Source organism: Niabella sp. CPT15-335-S11 (assembly GCF_058792415.1).
Genome location: NZ_JBYTEI010000002.1, coordinates 658,334 through 679,879, shown reverse-complemented (window position 1 = coordinate 679,879; position 21,546 = coordinate 658,334). Strand labels below are relative to the sequence as shown.

The window sequence follows — 21,546 nt, the reverse complement described above, 5'->3', positions numbered from 1 at the left end:
TGTGTACTTCGGATGTGAAACAGCGTTCATGGTTGAAATTAAAGTCAACAAAAGTAATTAATTTCAGGTTTGCCCCTCAAGGTGCCCGCTGTCTTCAAAAAACGGCTCCCAGTTATCACGGACTTCATCACTGTACGATGAATGGAAGTCGCCCGGACCAGGCGAATGTGCCGCTCAGGCTTCAGTATGCCAGTCGATAGGTGCGATGCCCTGCTGAACCAGGTATTCGTTAGTTTTTGAAAAATGTCTGCATCCGAAGAAACCTGTGTGAGCAGACAATGGCGATGGATGTGCTGCAGTCAGGATCAGGTGACGGGAGGAATCGATGAGACTTGCTTTTTCGCCCGCAAATTTTCCCCACAGCAGAAAAACCATTTTATCCTTTTTTGCAGACAGTTTTTTAATGACGGCATCCGTGAAAGTCGCCCAGCCGATTCTCGAGTGACTCATAGGCTCTCCGGCCCGTACGGTTAGCGAAGCATTTAACAGGAATACACCTTTGCGTGCCCAGGCACTGAGATCGCCGTGTACAGGGGGAGTAAGACCAATGTCGCTCCGGAGTTCTTTAAAAATATTCACCAGCGAAGGAGGTTGCGCCACTCCCTTCTGTACTGAGAAACACAAGCCATGCGCCTGCCGGGGGCCGTGGTAAGGGTCCTGACCAAGCAGCAAAACCTTCACCTGGTCGAAGGGTGTTGAATTAAAAGCGTTGAAAATATCTGCACCGGATGGATAAATTATCCGCCCCAACTGTTTTTCCGCTTTGATAAAAGAAACGAGCTGTTCAAAATAAGGTTTCCTGAATTCTTCTTTCATCATCTCCTTCCAGGACGATTCGATTTTTACATCCATACCCGTTTTTTTGTAAAAATAGGTAACCCCGGCGATCAGAAAAAAGCTGTTTGAAATTGTGTTTAATTTTTTTGAATGAACTTTTGTCTGCAAGGAGGGTAATGATCCTGATTTCGAAATTAATAAGTAAATTGTCGCTTTATTTTCAGCATGGAATATATAGATTATTACAAAATTCTGGGTGTAAACAAAAATGCAACACCTGCCGAGATTAAAAAAGCCTATCGCAAACTGGCGCGAAAGCACCATCCTGATTTAAACCCAAATGATAAAGAGGCAGTTAAATTTTTTCAGCAAATCAATGAAGCCAATGAAGTGCTGAGTGACCCAGAGAAAAGGAAGAAATACGACCAGTATGGCGCTGACTGGAAACATGCGGAACAGTTTGAACAGGCCCGCAAGGCACAGGAACAGGCCGCAGGTGCCCGGACAGAAAGCGGCGAATATTATAATTTCACCGATGAGGAGGGTGCCCGGTTCTCAGACTTCTTCTCCTCTCTTTTCGGCGGAGGTGGCGGAGGCTTTGGGGAAAAAGTTAAATTCAAAGGACAGGACTATCACGCCGCTGCACAATTGAACCTGACAGATGCCTTCAAAACTCATCAGCAGACATTTAGTGTGAATGGGAAGAATATCCGGATCACTGTTCCCGCGGGTATTGAAAACGGACAGGAGATCAAGATCCGGGGTTATGGTGGCCCGGGAAATAATGGCGGCCCCGCCGGCGACTTATACATCACTTTTCAGGTGGTGAACAACACCGCCTTCAGGAGGCAGGGTAGTGATTTATACCTGGACGTTACCATTGATCTGTATAAAGCGATGCTGGGCGGGACGGAGACCATTAATACCCTGGACGGGAAAGTAAAACTAACCGTACATCCGGAAACGCAGAACGGGACAAAAGTCCGGCTGAAAGGAAAGGGCTTTCCGGTATATAAAGGTGAAGGTCAGTCGGGAGACCTCTATATCACCTACCAGGTGCAGCTTCCCAAAAACCTGAGCGAAAAAGAAAAAGAATTATTCAACCAACTGGCAGCAGAGGCCGGGAAAAAATAATACATGGAAAGCGATAAGAATATTGCCATCGATGCATTTTGCAGGTATTACCGGATTGAAACCTCCTTTGTAGAATCCCTGAACGATTCAGGCCTGATAGATATACAACGCGAAGCTGACACCTGGTACGTACAATATAGCCAGTTGGCAGAAATAGAAAAGTATATTCATTTGCATTATGACCTGGACATCAATCTGGAAGGGCTAGAGGCGATCAGCCATTTGCTTAAACGGATCGATAATCTCCAGGCCGAGGTGCAGTTGCTGAGAAACAGGTTAAACCCTTAAAACAGGTTGCTTCCGGAATTCTTCGAGTTTTGTTCGGGCTGCGTGAACGCGGAAACGGAGCGAGGAATGATCGGGAGCGATCTGATCGGAATAACGAACCTGGGTTTTATCGTGCAGATCAGGGTTTGTTCTGCTTATCCGCTTATTTGAGCTAGTCAACCGTTTGCACAAAAGTCCGTTTGATAGGCCTTTATTTGTTTCTTTGTAAATTAATGATCTGTTCATTCATCTGAATAAAATTATGAGGATTGCGCTATCTTTTTGGATGTTCCTGTTTTCACTACCCCTACTGGCTCAGGAACTGCCTTTACCACTGCAGACGCCTGAAATCGTGGAGATCAACCGAGTGCCTATGCGTGCCACTTCCTACGGATATGAGCGTAAGGACCTGGCGGAAAAGGGAGCCCGGGAGAAATCAGGTTTTTTCTTATCCCTAAACGGCTTTTGGAAATTTAATTGGGTGAAAGACCCCAGGAAGAGGCCGGTTGACTTTTTCAACACCTCATTCAATGATGCGGCCTGGGTAGATTTTCCGGTTCCGGCAAACTGGGAACTGAACGGCTATGGCTTACCGATCTATGTGAATCAGCCCTATGAATTCGCTGGTCATGCCAAGAGAGGGGGACAGCTCAATCCGCCGTTTGATATTCCGGCAGATAACAATCCTGTGGGTTCCTATCGTAAGAAATTTATTTTACCGGAGAACTGGAGCGGCCGGGAGATCTTCATTCATCTGGGCGCTGTGAAATCGGCTTTTTTCATTTGGGTAAACGGTCAACAGGTGGGGTATAGCGAGGACAGTAAACTGGGAGCAGAATTCAATATTACGAAATATGTGAAGCCTGGTGAAAACCTCGTAGCATTACAGGTTTATCGTTGGAGTGATGGCAGCTACCTGGAATGCCAGGATATGTGGCGGATCTCTGGTATCGAAAGGGATGTGTTCCTGTACGCCACACCACTTCTTGATATCCGCGATTTTAAGATTCAGTCCGGCCTGCAGAACGATTACCGGGATGGCCGTTTTGGTCTGAGCGTGGAAGTAAACAGCTACAAGCAGGAGAGCAGAACCTATCACTCCCGCCCCGACACATTTTCTGTGGAGGCGGAGCTGGTGGACGCTTCCGGGAAGCAGGTGTTTAGGGAAACAACAACAGGCATTCATTCTGTTCTTGGGCAGTACGCTGCTGTTATAAATTTTGAGCGGATCATTCCATCTGTGCATACCTGGTCGGCGGAAATACCTTATCTGTATACATTGTACATGACCCTTCGGAATAAGCAGGGCGATGTGCTGCAGGTGGTGCCTGTTAGGGTCGGTTTCAGGAGCCTGGAAATTAAAGGACGGGATTTTCTGGTCAACGGCAAACGAGTATTTTTTAAAGGGGTTAATCGTCATGAACATAATGCAAGGAAAGGCCATACCCTGACCAAAGAGGATATGCGCAAGGATATGGAGATGATGAAAAAGCTCAGTGTGAATGCAGTCAGACACTCCCATTATCCCCCCGATCCCTACTGGATGGAGCTTTGCGATGAATACGGGTTGTATGTAATTGATGAAGCAAATATTGAATCCCACGGAGTCGGCTACGATCTGGCTTATACACTCGCCAACAAAAAAGAATGGCGTGTGCCGCACCTGGAACGGATTAAACGGATGTATGAGCGGGATAAGAATCACCCTTCAGTCATCACCTGGTCGCTGGGTAACGAAGCCGGAAATGGTGTAAATATGTACGAAGGCTACGATTGGCTGAAGCAAAAAGACTCCAGACCGGTTCAGTATGAACGCGCAGAATATGATTACAACACAGATATCGTTTGTCCGCAGTATCCATCCCCCGGCTATGTTGCACGCCAGGGAAGTTCGCGTGACGGGCGTCCCTTTATCATGAGCGAATACGCGCATATCATGGGCAATAGCCTGGGTAACTTCAAGGAGTATTGGGATGCCATAGAATCTACACCAGGCACGCAGGGCGGATTTGTTTGGGAATGGATCGATCAGTCTTTTGACACTGTTAAGAATGGCAAAAGAATTATGGCCTACGGCGGTGATTTCCCGCTGGAAGGTCCGGTGGATCAGAATCTCAGCGATAATGATTTTTGCGTGAAAGGTGTGGTAACGTCTTACAGGGAGCTGACGCCGATGGCCATCGAATTGAAAAAAGTTCATCAGTATATCAAAACCGCAAGAGACGGGAACCGACTGACTATTAATAATTCCTATTTCTTCAGGGATATCGGAAACATGAAACTCGAGTGGCAACTCGTAGCCGACGGAAAGGAAGTAGAAAAGGGAACCGTTCAGGATATCAATATTCAACCCAGGGAAAGCAGGACGATCACGCTGCCTGTTCGTATCAAACCGGTATCAGGAAAGGAATATTTTCTCAACCTCAGCTATCGACTGAAAACACCTGAACCTTTTCTTGAAAAAGATTATGAGATAGCAGCAGAACAGTTTGCCTATGCCGGCGAACCTCAACCCACCCCGGCTGGAAAGGCGGTGGGTAAACTCACGAAAACAGAAAATGAAGATAATATCACCATATCGGGAAAAGATTTCACCGTCCGCTTCGACAAACGGAAAGGAATACTTAGCAGTTATACTTACCGGAACATGGAATGGATCACCAACGGACCGCAACCTGCTTTCTACAGGGCGCCGACGGATAATGATATTGGTGCGGGACTGAACAAATCTTTACGCGACTGGCGGAAGATCTATGAACAGAATGATGTGGATGACTTTAAAACTGAAGCCGTAGAACCCGGAGCTTACAGGATTCTGTTCAGCAAACAACTGACGAATGGTAAAGCCAGGACAGTGCAGACTTTCACGGTATATGGGAATGGCGAAGTGCTGGTGAATAATGATTATACCATCAAAGACGAGAAGCTCAGGTCGGTTATGCGGATCGGCAATGACCTGGAACTGAATAAAGCCCTGAATCGCGTGCAGTGGTATGGCCGTGGCCCCTGGGAGAATTATTGGGACAGACATACAGCCAGTGAAGTGGGTCTATATACGCAATCCTTAGACCGGCAGTATTTCAAGTACGCAAGACCTCAGGAAAGTGGAAACAAGACTGACGTACGGTGGATTGCACTGACCAATTCGAAAGGACAGGGACTGCGTTTTGAATTCCGCGACAGCCTGCTTTCTGCTGCCGCGCTACCTTATAGCCTTGACGACCTGGATCCGGCCCCGGAAAAAGGACAGTATCATTCGGGTGAGTTGACGGAGCGGGACAGGATCTACATGCACATGGATCTTCGCCAGTTAGGTGTGCAAGGAATGGATAGCTGGGGATCAATGCCATTGCAGAAATACTGGCTGCGCCCGGGGCATTATCAGTATAGCTATACTATCAGGCCATTGAGGTAGTGGAGGTGTGGAGGAGATATAGATTGAGGGCAGACATTAACATCTGCGATCTTGCTTTGTTTTGCTAAGAATTGATTGTAATCAAATAATATAAAATATACCTGTATGAACAAGTTTATCCGCTTTATACTGGCTGGCTGTATAGCAGTTCTTGCCATGAGTCCGGGCCAGGCTCAAAAGCCCACTGTCGGGCTGACAAATGCCGGCTTCAAACCTATTAAAACCGTAGTGCCCAAACGTCCGGCAGGTCAAAAAGATATGCTGGCCTATGCTGCCCCTAAAATTGAAACAGTAAGGGTTGGCTTTATTGGTCTGGGTATGCGGGGGCCGGGTGCGGTGGAACGTTGGACACATATTCCGGGGACGAAGATCGTGGCGCTTTGTGATCTCCGGCCTGAACGCGTGGAGTCGGCTCAAAAGATCCTGGACAAAGCCGGGGTGGCGAGGGCTGCTGGTTATTCGGGGACCGAAGATGCCTGGAAACAGCTTTGCGAACGCAAAGACATCGACCTGGTTTATATCGCTACCGACTGGAAACATCACGTGCCGATGGCTTTGTACGCTATGGAAAAAGGTAAACACGTAGCTATCGAAGTACCATCGGCCCTGAACATGAAAGATATCTGGGCGCTGATCAATACATCAGAAAGAACCCGGAAACATTGCATGATGCTGGAAAATTGCGTGTACGATTTCTTTGAGCTTACAACCCTGAACATGGCTCAGAAAGGCGTTTTCGGAGAAGTCTTACATGCCGAGGGTGCCTATATCCATAACCTCGAGGATTACTGGAAAAGCTATTGGAACAACTGGCGGCTGGATTATAATAAAAATCACCGGGGCGATGTGTATCCCACGCATGGCATTGGGCCGTTGTGCCAGGTTCTGAACATTCACCGCGGTGACAAAATGAATTACCTCGTGTCGATGGATACCAAACCGGTTGGCGGACCGGAAGCCTGGAAGGAATTGAAAGGGGAGGAGCCTAAAGATTTCAGAAACGGCGATCATACCATGACCATGATCCGCACGGAAAAAGGGAAAACCATACAGATTCAGCATGATGTGGTAAGCCCCAGACCCTACAGCCGCATGTATCAGCTTACAGGAACAAATGGCTTTGCAAATAAATACCCGGTCCCAGGATATGCACTAAGACCTCAGAAAAATAAAGCAGGTGGTGTAAATTACGAGAACCTCAGCTATCACAATTTTGTATCGGATAGCGTAAAGGCCGCTCTGATGCAGCAATACAAACACCCTATCCAGGCGGAACTGGAAGAAACCGCGAAGAAGGTGGGCGGGCACGGTGGTATGGATTATATCATGGACTACAGGCTTGTGTACTGCTTGCGCAATGGACTGCCGCTGGATATGGATGTTTATGATCTCGCCGAATGGTGCTGCCTGACCGAACTGTCAGCTATTTCTTTGGACAATAACAGTGCGCCCGTTGAAATTCCCGATTTTACAAGGGGAGCCTGGAACCGGATCAAAGGATTTAGCCACGCCATGGCCAAATAAGAGGACCTAATCGTATTTCAGAGAGCGGCACTTGCCGCTTTCTTTTTTTGGGGGATGTCCACGTGCGCCTGGTCTGTTCGTAGGCTTCAGGACTTAGCCGCCTGACTAAAAGCGTTGGTGGTTCTGTTGTACAAGCCTTATCAGAAAGTCAACCCGCTATTTTAGCAATCTGAGATTTTCAATACCGCGACCTCTGCTGCGGCCCGGAGTCAGTCGCCCGAAGTATTACGGTAATTGTTCAGCAGTAGCAGATCACTGTATGAGACCGCGATAAAATTCTCGGGTCTTATATCAAGAAGCCGGGCATATTCGCGGCATTGTTCCTCCAGCTTTTCGACGCCTATCGTGCCATCTTTGTCGATAGCTTCCACTTCCACAAAACTACCCAGTTCCTTTACCTCGTCAAAATGGAATTTTACATTTCCTTTAAAATAAATCTTTCTCACTTTGTCAACGACCACCTTTATGCCGTGAACCATGGCCAGCAGGTCTTTCAGGTTGTCATCTGGCTTATGAGGGTATAGAATTACTTTCGAGATTTTGGCGTCAAACGTGTCAGGCCGTTCATAAAAGATCAGGGCGTTTTCAATATTTCCTTCTCTCAGTTTGAGGCGGCCATTGGTGACGTTATAATAAGTATCTTTTTGGTGATCTTCCCCGATAAAATCGGGTTCAAGGTCAAGTAATTTCTTTTCTGCCGCTGCGATGTCGTCAACCTCCGCCTTAAATTCAAAATTCTGATGAGCCATTGTATGTCTTTTTAAATAAGATGTTTGTGATCCGGATGCCAGATACTGCTGAAATCACCCAGCACACCCTGTTTTTCGTTCATCTCCAGTTGCCGGATCTCTAGACTGGCGATATCCTGCGGTCGCACCCGCCTGTACATTGGATGCATGGTGCCTCCTTTTTCTCCGGCCGGAACCAGCGGGTCGTACTGAAATTCCGGATCGACGAGCGTACCCCGCGGATACATGATCCCGGGCTGTCCCTGCCCACGGATATCAAGATCTGCCGGATGGTCTAAACCCAGTGTATGGCCGTATTCATGTGCGGCCGTCGTAGAGCCTTCATACAGGTTTTCCAGTTTGAAGTAGCCGGTATTGCTACCCAGGCCATCTACGAATGATATATTTCCGGTTGCAAATTCTTCTATCCGGAAGTAATTATTAGCAGGATCCGTATTACTCAAAATTTCCAGTGGATCAATATTTGTCCTGCATTCCGCGGTAATTCTGAATGCTACCCGGCATTCCCTGCCCAAATAGAAAACGGTTCCCATTGGTTCATTCCACATGGTTTCAATTTCATGCCTCATTCTTTCAGTCACATCCTCATCTGCTGCGGATCCATAGGTGACAATATGAGACAGAACGCGGATGAAGCCTGGTGACAGCGATTCAACGGTACCCATGTTTGTTTTTTAAAAGATTTTTTCCTCGTATGGTGATATTCTCACAATTCATTCGATATCACAGCTCACTGAATAGAAAACCGGGTTTGCGATGTTAATACTTGCAGAAGCCTCTCAGTTTCTTATGGGTTTTCCCGTTTTGATCACTGACTGAAGTCGCTCCAGTGTTTTTTTCTCACCACATAGTGATAAAAACTCCTGCCGTTCCAGGTCAAGCAGATAGGATTCACTCACCAGGGTGGGCTGGCTGAGATCCCCCCCGCACATCACGTAAGCCAGCTTCCTGGCTACAAGCGCATCGTGCTCCGTGGCGTAATTTCCTTTGTTCATCGCGTGAACACCTGCAAGCAAACCTCCGAGGGCGCTGCGACCCAGCACCCGGATATTTTTTCTGGGCACAGGCCTCAGGTAGCCGGCATCATAGAGGTCAGTCACGGATCGTTTCGCCTCTGCTATCCGCCGGTTCGGGTTCATGATGATCCTGTCCAGTCCCTTCCGGTAAATGCCCAGACCAAAAGCTTCATGTGCGGAAGTTGATGTTGCAGCCATGGCGATAGTTCTGAAGCGGTTTTGCAGGGGGATGTTTTCTGGCTCCCCATGATGTAATTCATCCGATGCCCGCAGGACAAATTCTTTGGTGCCTCCCCCGGCCGGGATCAGGCCCACGCCCAGTTCCACCAGCCCGGTATACGTTTCGGCCGCCGCACATACTTTATCAGCGTGGAGTGTGAGCTCACAACCCCCACCCAGCGTCAGTCCATGCGGGGCTACTACCACCGGTACCGAAGAATACCGGACCCGCATCGTAGTCTGCTGAAACAAACGCACCGCCTGTTCCAATTCATCGTATTCCTGCTCCACGGCGAGCATCAGGATCAGGCCGACATTGGCCCCCGCCGAGAAATTCGCGCCTTCATTGGCTATGACCAGCCCTTTATAGTCCTTCTCAGCCTTTTCTACCGCAATCTGAATACCATTCAGAACCTCGCCTCCCATCGTTCCCATTTTTGTATTCCACTCAAGTGCAAGTACCTCGTCGCCGATGTCATATAATGAGCAACTATTATTCTTCCAGATCAGTTTTTCGGACTGACGGGAAAGGATGATAAATTCGTCTGAGCCAGGGACAGGCAGGTAGGTTTTGGCTGTAGGTGACCACGCGAGCTTCCTCCCGTTATCGATATTGAAAAAACGCGTATGTCCTTCAGTCAGCATGTCATCTACCCAGCCTGCGACCGTAAGTCCTTCTTTTTTCATGTTCTTCACGGTATCGGCTAATCCCAGTAGGTCCCAGGCTTCAAAGGGTCCGGTTTCCCAGCCAAATCCAGCTTTCATTGCATCATCGATTCGGTATATTTCATCGCTGATTTCCGGTACACGATGGCTGACATAGGAAAATAATCCGTGGTGAAAACTTCTGTAGAAATCTCCAGCTTTATCCTGACTGTTGTACAATAGCTTTGTTCGGGCAACCAAATCCTCTACAGTCCTGGCAGCATCCAGCGAGGCAAACCGCGGTTTATTCTGAGGTCCGTACTCAAGAGTTGATAAATCCAGCGTCAATATTTCAGAAGTACTGGCAGGCGCACCCGGATACCCGGGCGTCACTGTTTTTTTAATTTTCTTATAAAAGCCCTGACCTGTTTTGTCTCCCAGCCAGTTGTTTTCGATCATACGCTGCAACCATTCAGGGATAGAAAATATTTGCAGGTTTTCATCGCCGGGACAGTTTTCAGCTACGCCCTTTGAAACTTTTACAAGGGTATCGATACCCACCAGGTCTGCAGTCCGGAACGTGGCAGATTTAGGGCGGCCGATCGCGCGACCGGTCAGGAGGTCGATTTCGTCGACGGTAAGTTTATATTTTTCCATCAGGGAAAAAATCAGCATAATGCTATACACGCCGATGCGGTTTGCAATAAAAGCAGGCGTGTCCTTGCACAGCACAGTTGTTTTTCCCAGGAATTTATCACCGAAGCGGGTAACAAAACCGATAACCTCTTCTTTAGTCGCGGCAGTTGGAATGATTTCCAATAACTGGAGGTAACGCGGAGGATTGAAGAAATGCGTTCCGCAAAAATGCTGCTTAAAATCGTCACTCCGTCCTTCGGCCAACAGGTGTATGGGAATACCCGAAGTGTTTGTGGTAATGATCGTTCCGGGCCGGCGGTATTGCTCTACCTTGTCAAAAAGCTGTTTTTTAATGGTCAGGTTTTCCACGACTGCTTCAATAATCCAGTCACAGTCGGAGATGTCTTTCAAATTATCTTCAAAATTTCCAATGGTGATCTTATCAACGACATCCCGGGTATAAACCGGTGAAGGGCTACGCCTGACTGCTGCCGCCAATGCATCTTGAGCGATCTTGTTTTTGTTTGCCCTGGTTTTTCCCGGTTTATCCTCGTCACTTGAAGTCGCAGGAATATCCAGCAGTAAAACGGGGATGCCTGCGCCCGCAATATGACAGGCTATGCTGCTGCCCATAATACCGCTCCCCAGAACGGCTACCTGTTTAATAATTCTGTTACTCATGGTAAGGTGTATATATAAATAATGTTAGCCCCAAACAGCTTCCTGTGAAGATAAGAAAATTTGTTGTTGAGGCTGGTTGTTTTGCTATTGGAAATTTACCGGCGCTGAAGATCAGAAATTTTGATGGCCGATGATTTCGGCCTAACATTGCAGGATGGGAGATATTGATAAACTGAGTCCCGATCTCGTGCAGGGAAGTCTTTTCGTATTTGCGCTTGAATCAGAAGCCGCCGGTGAATTTGATGGTTATTCCTGTTTGTTTACCGGAATCGGGAAAGTGAACGCAGCAGTCTCGCTGACAGAATCGTTGGCGATCAACAGACCTCAAATGATTATCAACCTTGGATCCGCTGGCAGCGGGACTTTCAAACGGGGTGAGGTGGTCTGTTGTACTTCATTTGTGCAAAGAGATATGGACGTTCGCGGTTTGGGTTTTGAATTATACGAGACTCCACTTTCGGGTATCGGTGTTCCATTGAGTTATGGAATGAAAATAGCCGGGATCGGGGAAGCAGTTTGCGGGACAGGTGACAGCTTTGAAATGAACCATCAGGCTAAAGATTACCAGGTGGTGGATATGGAGGCTTACCCGCTTGCCCTTATTGCCAGACGGTTTAACATTCCTTTCCTATGCCTGAAGTATATCTCGGATGGGGCAGATGGTGCCGCTGCTGACGATTGGAATATACACGTACACAAAGCGGCCGAAGCCCTCAAGGAAGTCTTGTTTTAATTTAAGCCCAATATTAATTAGACGTTTTTTCGGCTTTTTTCATTTGCTCGCTTTTTCCTCGCACACGCATGATACCGGGTTTGATACCGCTGAGCGCCGTTTTGTACAGGAAATGGATAGCTGATCTTTCTTTTTGTCGTTCAAAATAAACAGGTGATTCTCTTCCGTCAGAATTCCTGCGGATAATAAAAGTATTTGCGATCAGGGTTGCCAGTTTATTTTTGAACCCGCGATAGAGCAGATTCTCTTTGTCCAGCAACCGGATCTTTAGTCCGTCGTAATATAAATTCATAACACCTTTCGAAAAATTATTATTACCGGCGGCCTTCAGGTCCAGTTTTTCCAGGCGTCCGTTGTGTATCTCCACGCCTGTGAGTGGTCTGATGACCAGGTTAAAAGCCGCAGGTTCAGTCGGCCCCGCCTGAAGATCCATCAGGAATCCCCGTAGTGAGTCGGTATAGGATTCCTTCACCCATAATACGACGGGAAGCTGATTCAATACATCGCCGCTGGCAAGGATCCGGAGGCTATCGCCCGGTTGAAGATCGCAATTTTTCAGGCCCGTTAACAGCCCATTAATTCCTGATACAGGTATTACCAGGGGTCCATCGTATTTCTGATCCAGTTCCTGGTATTCCGCCGTTCCATTATTGATCTGAAGGCTATCGATCCAAAGTCTTTGCGGAATACGTCCCACCAGTTCTGTAGGCAGGGATTTAATTTTAGGGTTGGCAGTTTGTGTCTTGTCTTTGAAACTGAAAAGGTGCAGGCTGTCGATTGCCAGCTTGTCGATTTGTAGAGTGCTGCCTCCGGCACCTTCTTTTAGTTGCACAGGATTTCCCCGGACCTCACCTGTTTTGATCTCCAGGTAGTCTTCATCAAAAGCTTTGGAACGCTGGTAATCTTTCAGGCTTTGAATCGGGGTCAAATGGAAAGAGTCCATACGGAGGTCTCCATTCCGGAAATTAAGACCGTACCAATTTATATTATCTCGCTTTGAGTTTAGGTTGCCGTTCAGGCGGCTGATCCAAAGCTGCGGACTTTCGTAAATGATTGCACGTAAATTATGGATATTCCCGGAGTTGAGCCGAATATTCCTTACCTCGCCATTTTCCAACCGTAGTACTCTGCCGGGATTTCCGGGTGTGCCAAGGCCAATTATTCCCGGTGAAAAAAGATTGGCTGTGGTGCGCCATTTGAGCTGGTTATTCTCATCCAGGCGGATCATCAGGTCCTGAAGCTCCAGGTTTAGTTCGTTATTCCTTGTCGCGGAAGGCAGCCCCCGGCTGTGGAAATAATCCAAATCAGACATATGCATGTTCATCTGCCTTACCCTGATGGTGGTATCAGGAGAAATCAATAGCCCTTTAACCCTGACAAAGCCATTCCCTTTCCCGCCGTCCCAGAAAAGAAGATCGGGCGGCAAGTTTGGTTTAAGCAAGGTGAGCCGGATCACAGGCCGCTCCAGCAGGGCGTCTTCGAGATGGATACTTGAAAATAGTTTTGATGGTTTTCTTGTGTGGTCATTTTCGAAGCCAAAGACGGCAGTAATCTCAGGATCCGAAATCAACATGTTTTCAAAATAAAGACCCTTTCGGATATATAGGTTGACGTCCGGCGTGAAAGAGACTGCCGGTATTCTGATTTCCATAGAATCCTTATGGGAAAATCTCCTGTATTCGATCCCTTTTAATACACTTGGGTTTTTATCGGAAAGTGTCAGATTGGATAGCGAAAGAGCCTGAAGCGTATCTGCCATTACAAAATTTTTACCCTGAAACTGAAGATTATTGAATTCGGGTCTGATATTGGGGCTCCAGGCGATCTGGTCTACGGTAATATTGTCGATGTCGCCGGTAATCGTCTTGTTGCCGGGGCGAAAGATAAAGGACGTATTCCTGCCGCTGATGTTGGTTAGAAAGAGATCTTTTTTGCCCGAGCCCTTTTTCAACTTTCCGGCCGGCAGGAAATCAAAGCTAAATACGGCTTTGTCCCAACTCAGCCCCTCCATGATCAGGGCATGGTCGATACTGTCCAGCATTATATCATTAATTCTTATTTCTCCTGCTTCGGCATTAAGATCCGCACCATGGAGGGACAAACCGCGCGCCAGGATGCCTTTTTTTGTATTATCCATTTTCACATCCCGGAGTTGGAGCAGGGTGGATTCTTTGGAGTAAGTTCCACTGCCAAATTTCAATTCCGTAAAGGAATTGCGGATATTCTGGATTTTTCTGGATGTCATCAGCCGGTATGGCAGTATGCTCATGTCTGCGTTTTCCAACCGGAGAAGAGCGCCGTTTCCCAGATCCAGGCTGATGTCTCCCTCTCTGATGGTCAGCTTGTCGATATCCATGACGCTCCCCAGCTCGCCCAGATACCAAAAAATACTTTTGTACCTGCCCGAACTGCTTTTCTCCAGATTGTAATGGATAACAGGTTGCCGGAATAGGGCTTCCCGCGCCTGGAACACGTTGTCATACAACAATCCCTCCCAGGATAAGCCCCTGACCTGAAACCCCTTCATTTTCAGTGAGGCGACCGGCGTCCGGCCATTGAATTTTCCAAAAGTAAAATTGCTAAGATTTAGTGCATTATCCAGAAAATGGATACTGTCAAACGCCAGCATATATTTTCCGTTCTGCAGGGTGGTCTCATAATTATGCAGGGTCATGTAGAACTTCTCAATACTAACCGGGCGCTCGTGGTGCTGGCGCACAACCAGGTTTTGCAGCTCGAAATTGGTGTGATCCGCCGAAAAGCGGTTCTGCCTGCCTTTTCTGAGCGTTGTGATTTGTACATCTGCGTTATGGACTACCACATTCTTCAGCATGATATCTCCCATCATTTGCTGGATCAAATTGTCAATGCGTTGTGTTCCGGTCTTATTTCCCGTTTCCGATTCGCGGTCAGCATCAATATCAAAGTGGATTTTTGGATTGGTGCAATAAACCGAATCCGCGTTGATCATCTCTGACTGGTAGAGGGTATTAAAATCAATATCGGTAAAACGAAGCTTATCGAAAAAGATCCTAAACGCTGTTTTTGAGCTGTCGCCTTTGACACTTTGGAGCATGCAACTGTCAAATTCCACGCGTTTTTTCAGTAGGTTGACTGTAAAATTCTTGAAACTGAGAAAATGCCGGCCTCCCGGAAATGTAATCTGCTGGTCTGAGGTCTGAACGGCAATATTATCGGCAAAAGGAATCTTTTTCCTGGATCTTCGGGCGGACAGACTGTCTACCTGCAGGTTGTCCAGCTTAATGTTGATCCTACTGACCCTGAATGGCGTTTCATGTGGCCGGGTATAATCCACCAGCGCAAAACTTCCGTTGTTAACGACAAGCCGGTCAATTTTAAGCACGGAGATCGCATCAATGATCGATTTAGACATGCGCCCCATTTCCCTGGCTACTGAAAATTCAGGTTCAGAACTGACTCCTGTGCTGTCAGTTTTCGGGTTGCCGGATTCCGGTTTCGACTTCTTTCTAATGCGAGTAAACAGGACAGCCGGAGTCTGGAGGTGAATAGAATCAATCAAAAACTGGTTACCAAAAAGAAAGGGGAAGAAATTTCTGGGTTCAATTGAGATTTTTTCTGACCGGAGTTCATAAATGGTGTTTGCATCGTGCATTTGATCCGCGGATGTAAAAACTGCACGGTTTAATTCTATCCGGTTTTTGAACCAGTTGAATTTGAGTTTTTTGACCGTTAGTTTTACCTTGCCCTGGGATTGTATGCTGACTAGTTTTTCAAATGCTTCCTCTGTATGTTCAATCAGCCAGAAATTCAAACCTAACAAGACAGCGATCGACACGCCGGAAATGATCAGCGCCCTGCGGTACCGCCGCTGTTTCAGCCAGCTTGTTGTTTGCTGAAGTCTTTTTGTTAGAATTTTCTTTTCCAAGGAATGGGTCGTTGATCAACCGGTTCTTTATGCCGGTACCTTAACCGGTTGAATTTATCATTAAAGATATCAAAAAAGGCCGAACTCACTGGATTCCGGCCTTTGCGATTTGGGTATAGTTAAAGTATCATCTGACTGTGGAGCCGTTTTCGGTCTCGCCATCCGTCTGGATAAACAGGAGCCTTTCCTGACTGTCTTCGGCCATGAGGATCATTCCGTTGCTTTCGATGCCCCTCATCTTCCGGGGTGCAAGGTTTGCTACCACCACCACTTTTCTCCCGATGATGTCTTCAGGTTCAAAGTGCTGGGAAATCCCGGAGACGATGGTCCTTTTTTCAAATCCGATGTCGATCAGGAGTTTCAGTAATTTATCAGCTTTTTCAACTTTAGAAGCTTCCAGGATGACACCTGTACGAAGATCAAGCTTTGCAAAATCATCATAAGTGATCTGGTCCTTCAGCGGTTCGGAAGCTGCTGTTATGGTTTTGTTTTCCTGCTCTGCAGCGGTCGGCTCAGCAGGGGCGTTGATGTGTTGGCTGGTAGCGGTTTCGCTGCCTTTTCTTAGTTTCTCCAACTGTGCTTCAATTTCACTGTCTTCAATTTTCCGGAACAGCAATTCCGGAGCACGCATGGTATAGCCAACGCGCAGGAGGTGAATCTTACCCGCATTTTCCCATTCAAGCATCCGTTCCACCACTTTCATCATGTGCAGCATTTTACGCGAAGTGCCAGGGATGAAGGGGTTAGCGAGAATGGCGAGGTTGGCCGTGAGTTGCAGGCACAGGTGCAGGCAGTTGTCAATTATTTTCTGATTTTCGGGATTAGATTCCAAGTTGCGTGCGAGGATCCAGGGTTCTTTTTCCTGCATGTACTTATTACCCTTTCTGGCCAGATCCATCACTTCGTAAAGTGCGTCTCTAAAGCGGAAATTCTCGAGTGCGGCGCCTGTTTTTTCTGCGGCCAGCCGGATTTCTTCGATGATTGAATGATCTGTCTGGTCCAGCAAGTCGGTATGCAGTTGCGGAACTTTCCCGCCACAGAGCTTATGCATCAGCACCCAGGTGCGGTTCACAAAATTTCCAAAAATAGATACGAGTTCGCTGTTGTTCCGCTCCTGGAAATCCTTCCAGGTGAAATCATTGTCTTTGGTCTCGGGAGCGTTGGCGCAAAGCACGTAACGCATCACATCTTCGCAGCCTTCGAAATCCTTCAAATATTCGTGTACCCACACTGCCCAGTTACGGCTGGTGGATACCTTTTCGCCTTCAATATTCAAAAATTCGTTGGCGGGCACGTTGTCCGGCAAGACAAACCCGCCGTGTGCTTTCAACATCGCCGGGAATATGATACAATGGAATACAATATTATCCTTTCCAATAAAATGGATCAGCCTGGTGTCTTCCCGGCACCAGTAATCAGCCCAGTTTTCGGTCAGTTCTTTGGTTGCTGAAATATAGCCAATGGGAGCGTCAAACCATACATACAGGACTTTTCCTTCAGCATCCGGCAGGGGAACTTTTACGCCCCAGTTGCTGTCGCGTGTCATGGCCCTGGGTTGAAGGCCATTGTCGAGCCAGCTTTTACATTGGCCATAAACATTATTCTTCCAGTTCCTGTGATCTTCCAGAATCCATTGCTTCAGCCAGGGCTCATAGTTTTGAAGGGGGAAATACCAGTGTTTAGTTTTTTTCTTTATCGGAATGGCATCACTCAGCGTGCTTCTGGGGTTGATAAGTTGTTCGGGTGACAGGGAGCTCCCGCAGCGTTCGCACTGATCGCCGAATGCATTTGGGTTATGACAAAACGGGCACTCCCCGGTGATATAGCGGTCGGCCAGGAAAGTCCGTGTTTTTTCATCGTAGTACTGCTCAGTCACCTTTTCTTCAAAGAGACCCTTGTCGTACATTTCTTTAAAAAAACCAGCTGCCGTTTCGTGGTGTATCTTATTCGAAGTGCGGGAATAGATATCAAACGAGATGCCTATTTTCCGGAATGTATCCTTGATTAGTGTGTGGTATTTATCTACAATTTGCTGGGGAGACACGCCCTCTTTCATGGCCCTGATGGTAATCGGCACACCGTGTTCATCGCTACCCCCCACAAATTTAACGTCCTGCTTCTTTGCCCGCAGGAAACGGGCGAAAATATCTGCGGGTATATAGCAACCGGCCAGGTGGCCGATATGAAGCGGACCATTCGCGTAAGGTAGTGCTGCTGTAATTAGAGTTCTTTTAAAGTCCTTCATAATTAAATTTGAGAGGTGCAAAGTTAGCCAATTCGGAGGAACCGCTCAAAGCAGTACGTGAAAGACTTGGTTGCCGCGGGGATCATGTAGCCAGTGGCAGCAGCCTCAGTCATGCTGAATGTGAAAACTGGTCGAACAATTGCTTTGGCGTTATGATCTTCCTGCCATCACTAAAGTTGTAAGTTTCATTTCCTGCATATACGATGATGCCATTTGGGATTGGAATTCCGAAAAAGTTTTGATTTGTGCATATTTAATGTGACTATCTAGGAATCTGATTTCGAAAAAGTAATGATTTTTTCCGATTAGATGGTAAGTAGTCAAAGTTTTGGGCATATCGGAACCAATCAATTTTCCCCGGAGAAACACAAACAAGCTATATTTTTGTGGACATGACTGAAAACAAGTCCCTGCTCATTTCCGGAACCCTGGCCATCAGCATTGCTGCCATACTTTGGGGTTTGGATGGCGTAGTGCTGACTCCCCGCTTATTTAACTTACCGGTGCCGTTCGTGGTTTTTGTTTTGCATTTGTTTCCTTTTGTGTTGATGAATTTTGTTTTTTCTAGAGATTATAGACTCCTGCGGACCCTGAGCAGGCGCGACCTGTTTTTTATGTTTATGTCTTCTCTCCTTGGTGGAGTCCTCGGCACTCTGGCCATTGTGAAAGCCCTGTTCCTGGTTAATTTTCAAAGTCTCTCAATTGTGGTGCTGTTGCAGAAGCTGCAACCGGTGTTTACCATCTCCCTGGCTGCGGTCATCCTCAAAGAAAAAGTGAAAAAAGGTTTCCTGCCATGGGCGATTCTGGCTATTGTGGCGGGTTATTTTCTTACGTTTGGCTGGAACAAACCCAACCTGGACACGGGAAGTAATACGGGTCTGGCAGCCGTCTTTTCCATTTTGGCTGCGGTTGCCTTTGGCGGATCCACGGTGTTCAGTCGGGGTATTGCCAAACAATTACCATTTCACGCCGCAACTTTTTTCCGGTATGGCATGACCACTTTTATGATGCTGATCATTACACTCATCACGGGTACTTTTTTTTCCTTTGGCCTCATCACTTCTAACAACTGGCTGATCATTACGATCATCATTTTTACCACAGGGTCCGGAGCCATCTTCCTCTATTACTATGGTCTCGGGCGTGTGCCTGCGATGATTTCCTCCCTGCTCGAGTTGCTCTATCCTATTTCTGCGGTCATTTTCGATTACCTTGTCAACCACCGGGTGCTATCTTCTATACAATGGATCAGCGCGGTCATTATGGTGTATGCAATTATCAGGGTCACCCTGCCCGGCAGAAAGCTGTCACCTGAAAATCAGTTGAAAAACTGAATATTTTAATGAAATTAGCGTTTAAAACGCGATAGATTTTTATCTTGGGCAACCTGAACCGGTTTTCACTGACTGAATTTCCACCGACCCGGCATTGGTTTGATTATCGGAACGGGAAATTGAAGAATAGAAACTTACCGGGCAGAAGGAGGTCATTGGCAAAAGCAATTAATTCAGCACATGGATCGTAAGAAATTTATAGCAGCGGCGGGTGTTTTTTCGGCTGGTTTACTCAGGCCATTTTGGGGTATGGCAGCCGGAGAAGAGACAGAACCCGGTTCCATTATACCACCCTACCTGAAGACGGGTGATATGATCGGCATAACTGCTCCCGCCGGGTACATTTTGCGTGAGGAAATCATACCGGCGGCCACGCTGATGCAGCAATGGGGTTTCAGGATCCGGGTGGGATATACTATTGGGAAAAAAGATTTCACATTCGGAGGCACTGATTCGGAGCGACTGCAGGATTTTCAGATGATGCTGGACGATCCGCAGATCAAAGCGATCATGTGCGCGCGGGGAGGTTATGGTTCGGTCAGGATTGTGGATGGGCTGAACTGGGACAGTTTCAAAAAAAAGCCTAAATGGATCATTGGATTCAGTGATATTACTGTCCTGCACGCTCATTTGTCCCGCGTTCTCGGCTGCGCTTCTATCCATTCGAAAATGTGTAACAGCTTTCCGGACCGTTGGGAGACTGCCGACCCCGTGCAAAAAGACACCATCGAATCCATCCGCAAAGCACTTACCGGTGAAAAAATGACCCGTAAGGCGCCGGTGGTCACTTACAACCGGGCTGGTACAGGCTCGGGGGCTTTGGTCGGTGGTAATCTAAAGACCCTGGAAAGTCTTGCGGGATCAGCATCAGACATACACACCGCAGGCAGGATCCTGTTCGTGGAAGATACCGGTGAATACCTGTATAGCATCGACCGGATGTTCTGGAACCTGAAACGTTCGGGCAAGTTATCCGGTCTCGCGGGATTGATCGTAGGGGGAATGAAAATAAAGCAGGATGCGCCGGACGAGTACTTTGGCAGGCAGGTCTACGAAATTGTCAATGAAAAAGTGAAAAATTATACTTACCCGGTGTGTTTTGATTTTCCGGTCGGCCACCAGATCGACAATTATGCCCTGAAATGCGGGGTGGTGCATCGGTTAAGTGTCAACGGACAGGGAGCCATTCTTGAAGAGTTGTAAATATAGAAGATTTTTAAAAGGTGAGTCCGCCTGAATTTGTAAATGGGAGAGGCCCGGTTGCCGGACCGGCATTAACTTCGTGTAAACTAAATCTGATATCATGATCATCAAAACTCCTCCTTACCTGAAGCCGGGTGATACCATCGGGATCACTTGTCCCGCCGGCTATATGTCTTTTGATAAAGCGGCGGAATGTATCCGGGTGTTGCAGGAGGAATGGGGTTACCAGGTGAAGGTGGGGAAGACCTTAGGCAGCAGCTCAGAGACTTATTTTTCAGGTACCGATGATGAGCGCCTGGCTGAATTTCAGGAAATGCTTGATGATGATGGGATACAGGCCGTACTCTGTGCGAGGGGAGGATACGGTGTAGGCCGCATCATAGACAGGATCAGGTTTGGAAAGTTCAGGAAAAAGCCGAAATGGGTGATTGGTTTCAGTGATATAACGGTTTTTCATAATCATCTATACAACAATTATTATATATCTTCTCTGCATGCGCCAATGGCGGCTGCATTCAATGATGCCGGTTACATCAATAAATATGTACAATCGCTGAAACACGCGCTGGAAGGGAAATGGGCGAAGTATGACTGCGCTCCTCATGAATTCAACAGGAACGGGGAGGCGATCGCCGAGGTAGTAGGTGGAAACCTGGCTTTATTTGTACATACGCTCGGTACGCCATCCGAAGTGAAGACAAAAGGGCGGATCCTTTTTCTGGAAGATATCGGGGAACAGAAGTATAATATCGATCGTATGTTTTATCAATTGAAAAGAAGTGGTAAACTGGACAGGCTGGAGGGACTGATCCTGGGTCATTTTTCAGATGTGCAGGATACGGAAAGACCATTTGGAGCAACGGTTCCTGAAATACTGCACGAGATTCTGAAAGACTACAAATATCCCATTTGTTATAATTTCCCGGTGGGCCACGACAAAGAAAACTTCGCTATAAAAATCGGCGTGGGGTACAAATTAAAGGTAACGGGGAAAAAAGTTATCCTGGAAGAGTAGTAAAGCCGTAATATTCACTTTCGAGTGAATATTTATTTTTGAATCT

14 protein-coding genes are annotated in these 21,546 nt (G+C 47.2%); 8 read left to right on the top strand and 6 right to left on the bottom strand.

What is annotated here, in order from left to right; all coding sequences use genetic code 11:
• Positions 1-174: 174 nt before the first annotated feature.
• Complete coding sequence (ung, locus tag AC3WS5_RS09395) at positions 175-852, bottom strand: uracil-DNA glycosylase (RefSeq protein ID WP_492467046.1); 678 nt, start codon at positions 850-852, stop codon at positions 175-177.
• 150 nt (positions 853-1,002) lie between these two features.
• Here ung and AC3WS5_RS09390 point away from each other — a divergent pair, with 150 nt between their 5' ends.
• From AC3WS5_RS09390 to AC3WS5_RS09375, 4 genes are all read left to right on the top strand, one after another.
• On the top strand, positions 1,003-1,911 hold the full coding sequence (locus AC3WS5_RS09390; RefSeq protein ID WP_492467045.1) for a DnaJ C-terminal domain-containing protein: 909 nt from the start codon (positions 1,003-1,005) through the stop codon (positions 1,909-1,911).
• Between the two features lie 3 nt (positions 1,912-1,914).
• Complete coding sequence (locus AC3WS5_RS09385) at positions 1,915-2,199, top strand: chaperone modulator CbpM (protein ID WP_492467044.1); 285 nt, start codon at positions 1,915-1,917, stop codon at positions 2,197-2,199.
• Between the two features lie 241 nt (positions 2,200-2,440).
• Entirely contained in the window at positions 2,441-5,593 is a 3,153-nt protein-coding gene (locus AC3WS5_RS09380) for a glycoside hydrolase family 2 TIM barrel-domain containing protein (protein WP_492467043.1), read from the top strand.
• A gap of 105 nt (positions 5,594-5,698) precedes the next feature.
• Positions 5,699-7,117 (top strand): Gfo/Idh/MocA family protein, encoded by a 1,419-nt coding sequence (locus AC3WS5_RS09375; RefSeq protein ID WP_492467042.1) that lies wholly within the window; start codon positions 5,699-5,701, stop codon positions 7,115-7,117.
• A gap of 209 nt (positions 7,118-7,326) precedes the next feature.
• Here the strand turns inward: AC3WS5_RS09375 and AC3WS5_RS09370 are convergent, their stop codons facing one another.
• The 3 genes from AC3WS5_RS09370 to AC3WS5_RS09360 form a co-directional block, all read right to left on the bottom strand.
• Positions 7,327-7,866 (bottom strand): class IV adenylate cyclase, encoded by a 540-nt coding sequence (locus AC3WS5_RS09370; protein WP_492467041.1) that lies wholly within the window; start codon positions 7,864-7,866, stop codon positions 7,327-7,329.
• A gap of 11 nt (positions 7,867-7,877) precedes the next feature.
• Positions 7,878-8,531, bottom strand: a complete 654-nt coding sequence (locus AC3WS5_RS09365; RefSeq protein ID WP_492467040.1) for a peptidase M10 — start codon at positions 8,529-8,531, stop codon at positions 7,878-7,880.
• A 114-nt stretch (positions 8,532-8,645) separates the two neighbouring features.
• Positions 8,646-11,063 carry a 3-hydroxyacyl-CoA dehydrogenase/enoyl-CoA hydratase family protein gene (locus AC3WS5_RS09360; protein ID WP_492467039.1) on the bottom strand — a complete coding sequence of 806 codons (2,418 nt, stop codon included), beginning with the start codon at positions 11,061-11,063 and terminating at the stop codon, positions 8,646-8,648.
• Positions 11,064-11,217: 154 nt separating this feature from the next.
• Here AC3WS5_RS09360 and AC3WS5_RS09355 point away from each other — a divergent pair, with 154 nt between their 5' ends.
• Positions 11,218-11,796: a phosphorylase family protein gene (locus tag AC3WS5_RS09355; RefSeq protein ID WP_492467038.1), complete on the top strand. Its 579-nt coding sequence runs from the start codon at positions 11,218-11,220 to the stop codon at positions 11,794-11,796.
• 13 nt (positions 11,797-11,809) lie between these two features.
• Here AC3WS5_RS09355 and AC3WS5_RS09350 read toward each other — a convergent pair whose 3' ends face one another.
• Together AC3WS5_RS09350 and metG are read right to left on the bottom strand one after the other, a co-directional pair.
• Positions 11,810-15,703 carry a hypothetical protein gene (locus tag AC3WS5_RS09350; protein ID WP_492467037.1) on the bottom strand — a complete coding sequence of 1,298 codons (3,894 nt, stop codon included), beginning with the start codon at positions 15,701-15,703 and terminating at the stop codon, positions 11,810-11,812.
• Positions 15,704-15,830: 127 nt separating this feature from the next.
• Entirely contained in the window at positions 15,831-17,948 is a 2,118-nt protein-coding gene (gene metG, locus AC3WS5_RS09345; RefSeq protein WP_492467036.1) for a methionine--tRNA ligase, read from the bottom strand.
• Between the two features lie 392 nt (positions 17,949-18,340).
• Between metG and AC3WS5_RS09340 the strand changes: the two genes are divergently transcribed.
• The 3 genes from AC3WS5_RS09340 (at position 18,341) to AC3WS5_RS09330 (ending at position 21,500) form a co-directional block, all read left to right on the top strand.
• A complete protein-coding gene (locus AC3WS5_RS09340; protein ID WP_492467035.1) occupies positions 18,341-19,282 on the top strand; it encodes a DMT family transporter in 942 nt (313 codons plus the stop codon).
• A 180-nt stretch (positions 19,283-19,462) separates the two neighbouring features.
• On the top strand, positions 19,463-20,485 hold the full coding sequence (locus tag AC3WS5_RS09335) for a S66 peptidase family protein (protein ID WP_492467034.1): 1,023 nt from the start codon (positions 19,463-19,465) through the stop codon (positions 20,483-20,485).
• A 100-nt stretch (positions 20,486-20,585) separates the two neighbouring features.
• Positions 20,586-21,500: a S66 peptidase family protein gene (locus tag AC3WS5_RS09330; RefSeq protein ID WP_492467033.1), complete on the top strand. Its 915-nt coding sequence runs from the start codon at positions 20,586-20,588 to the stop codon at positions 21,498-21,500.
• Positions 21,501-21,546 lie beyond the last annotated feature (46 nt).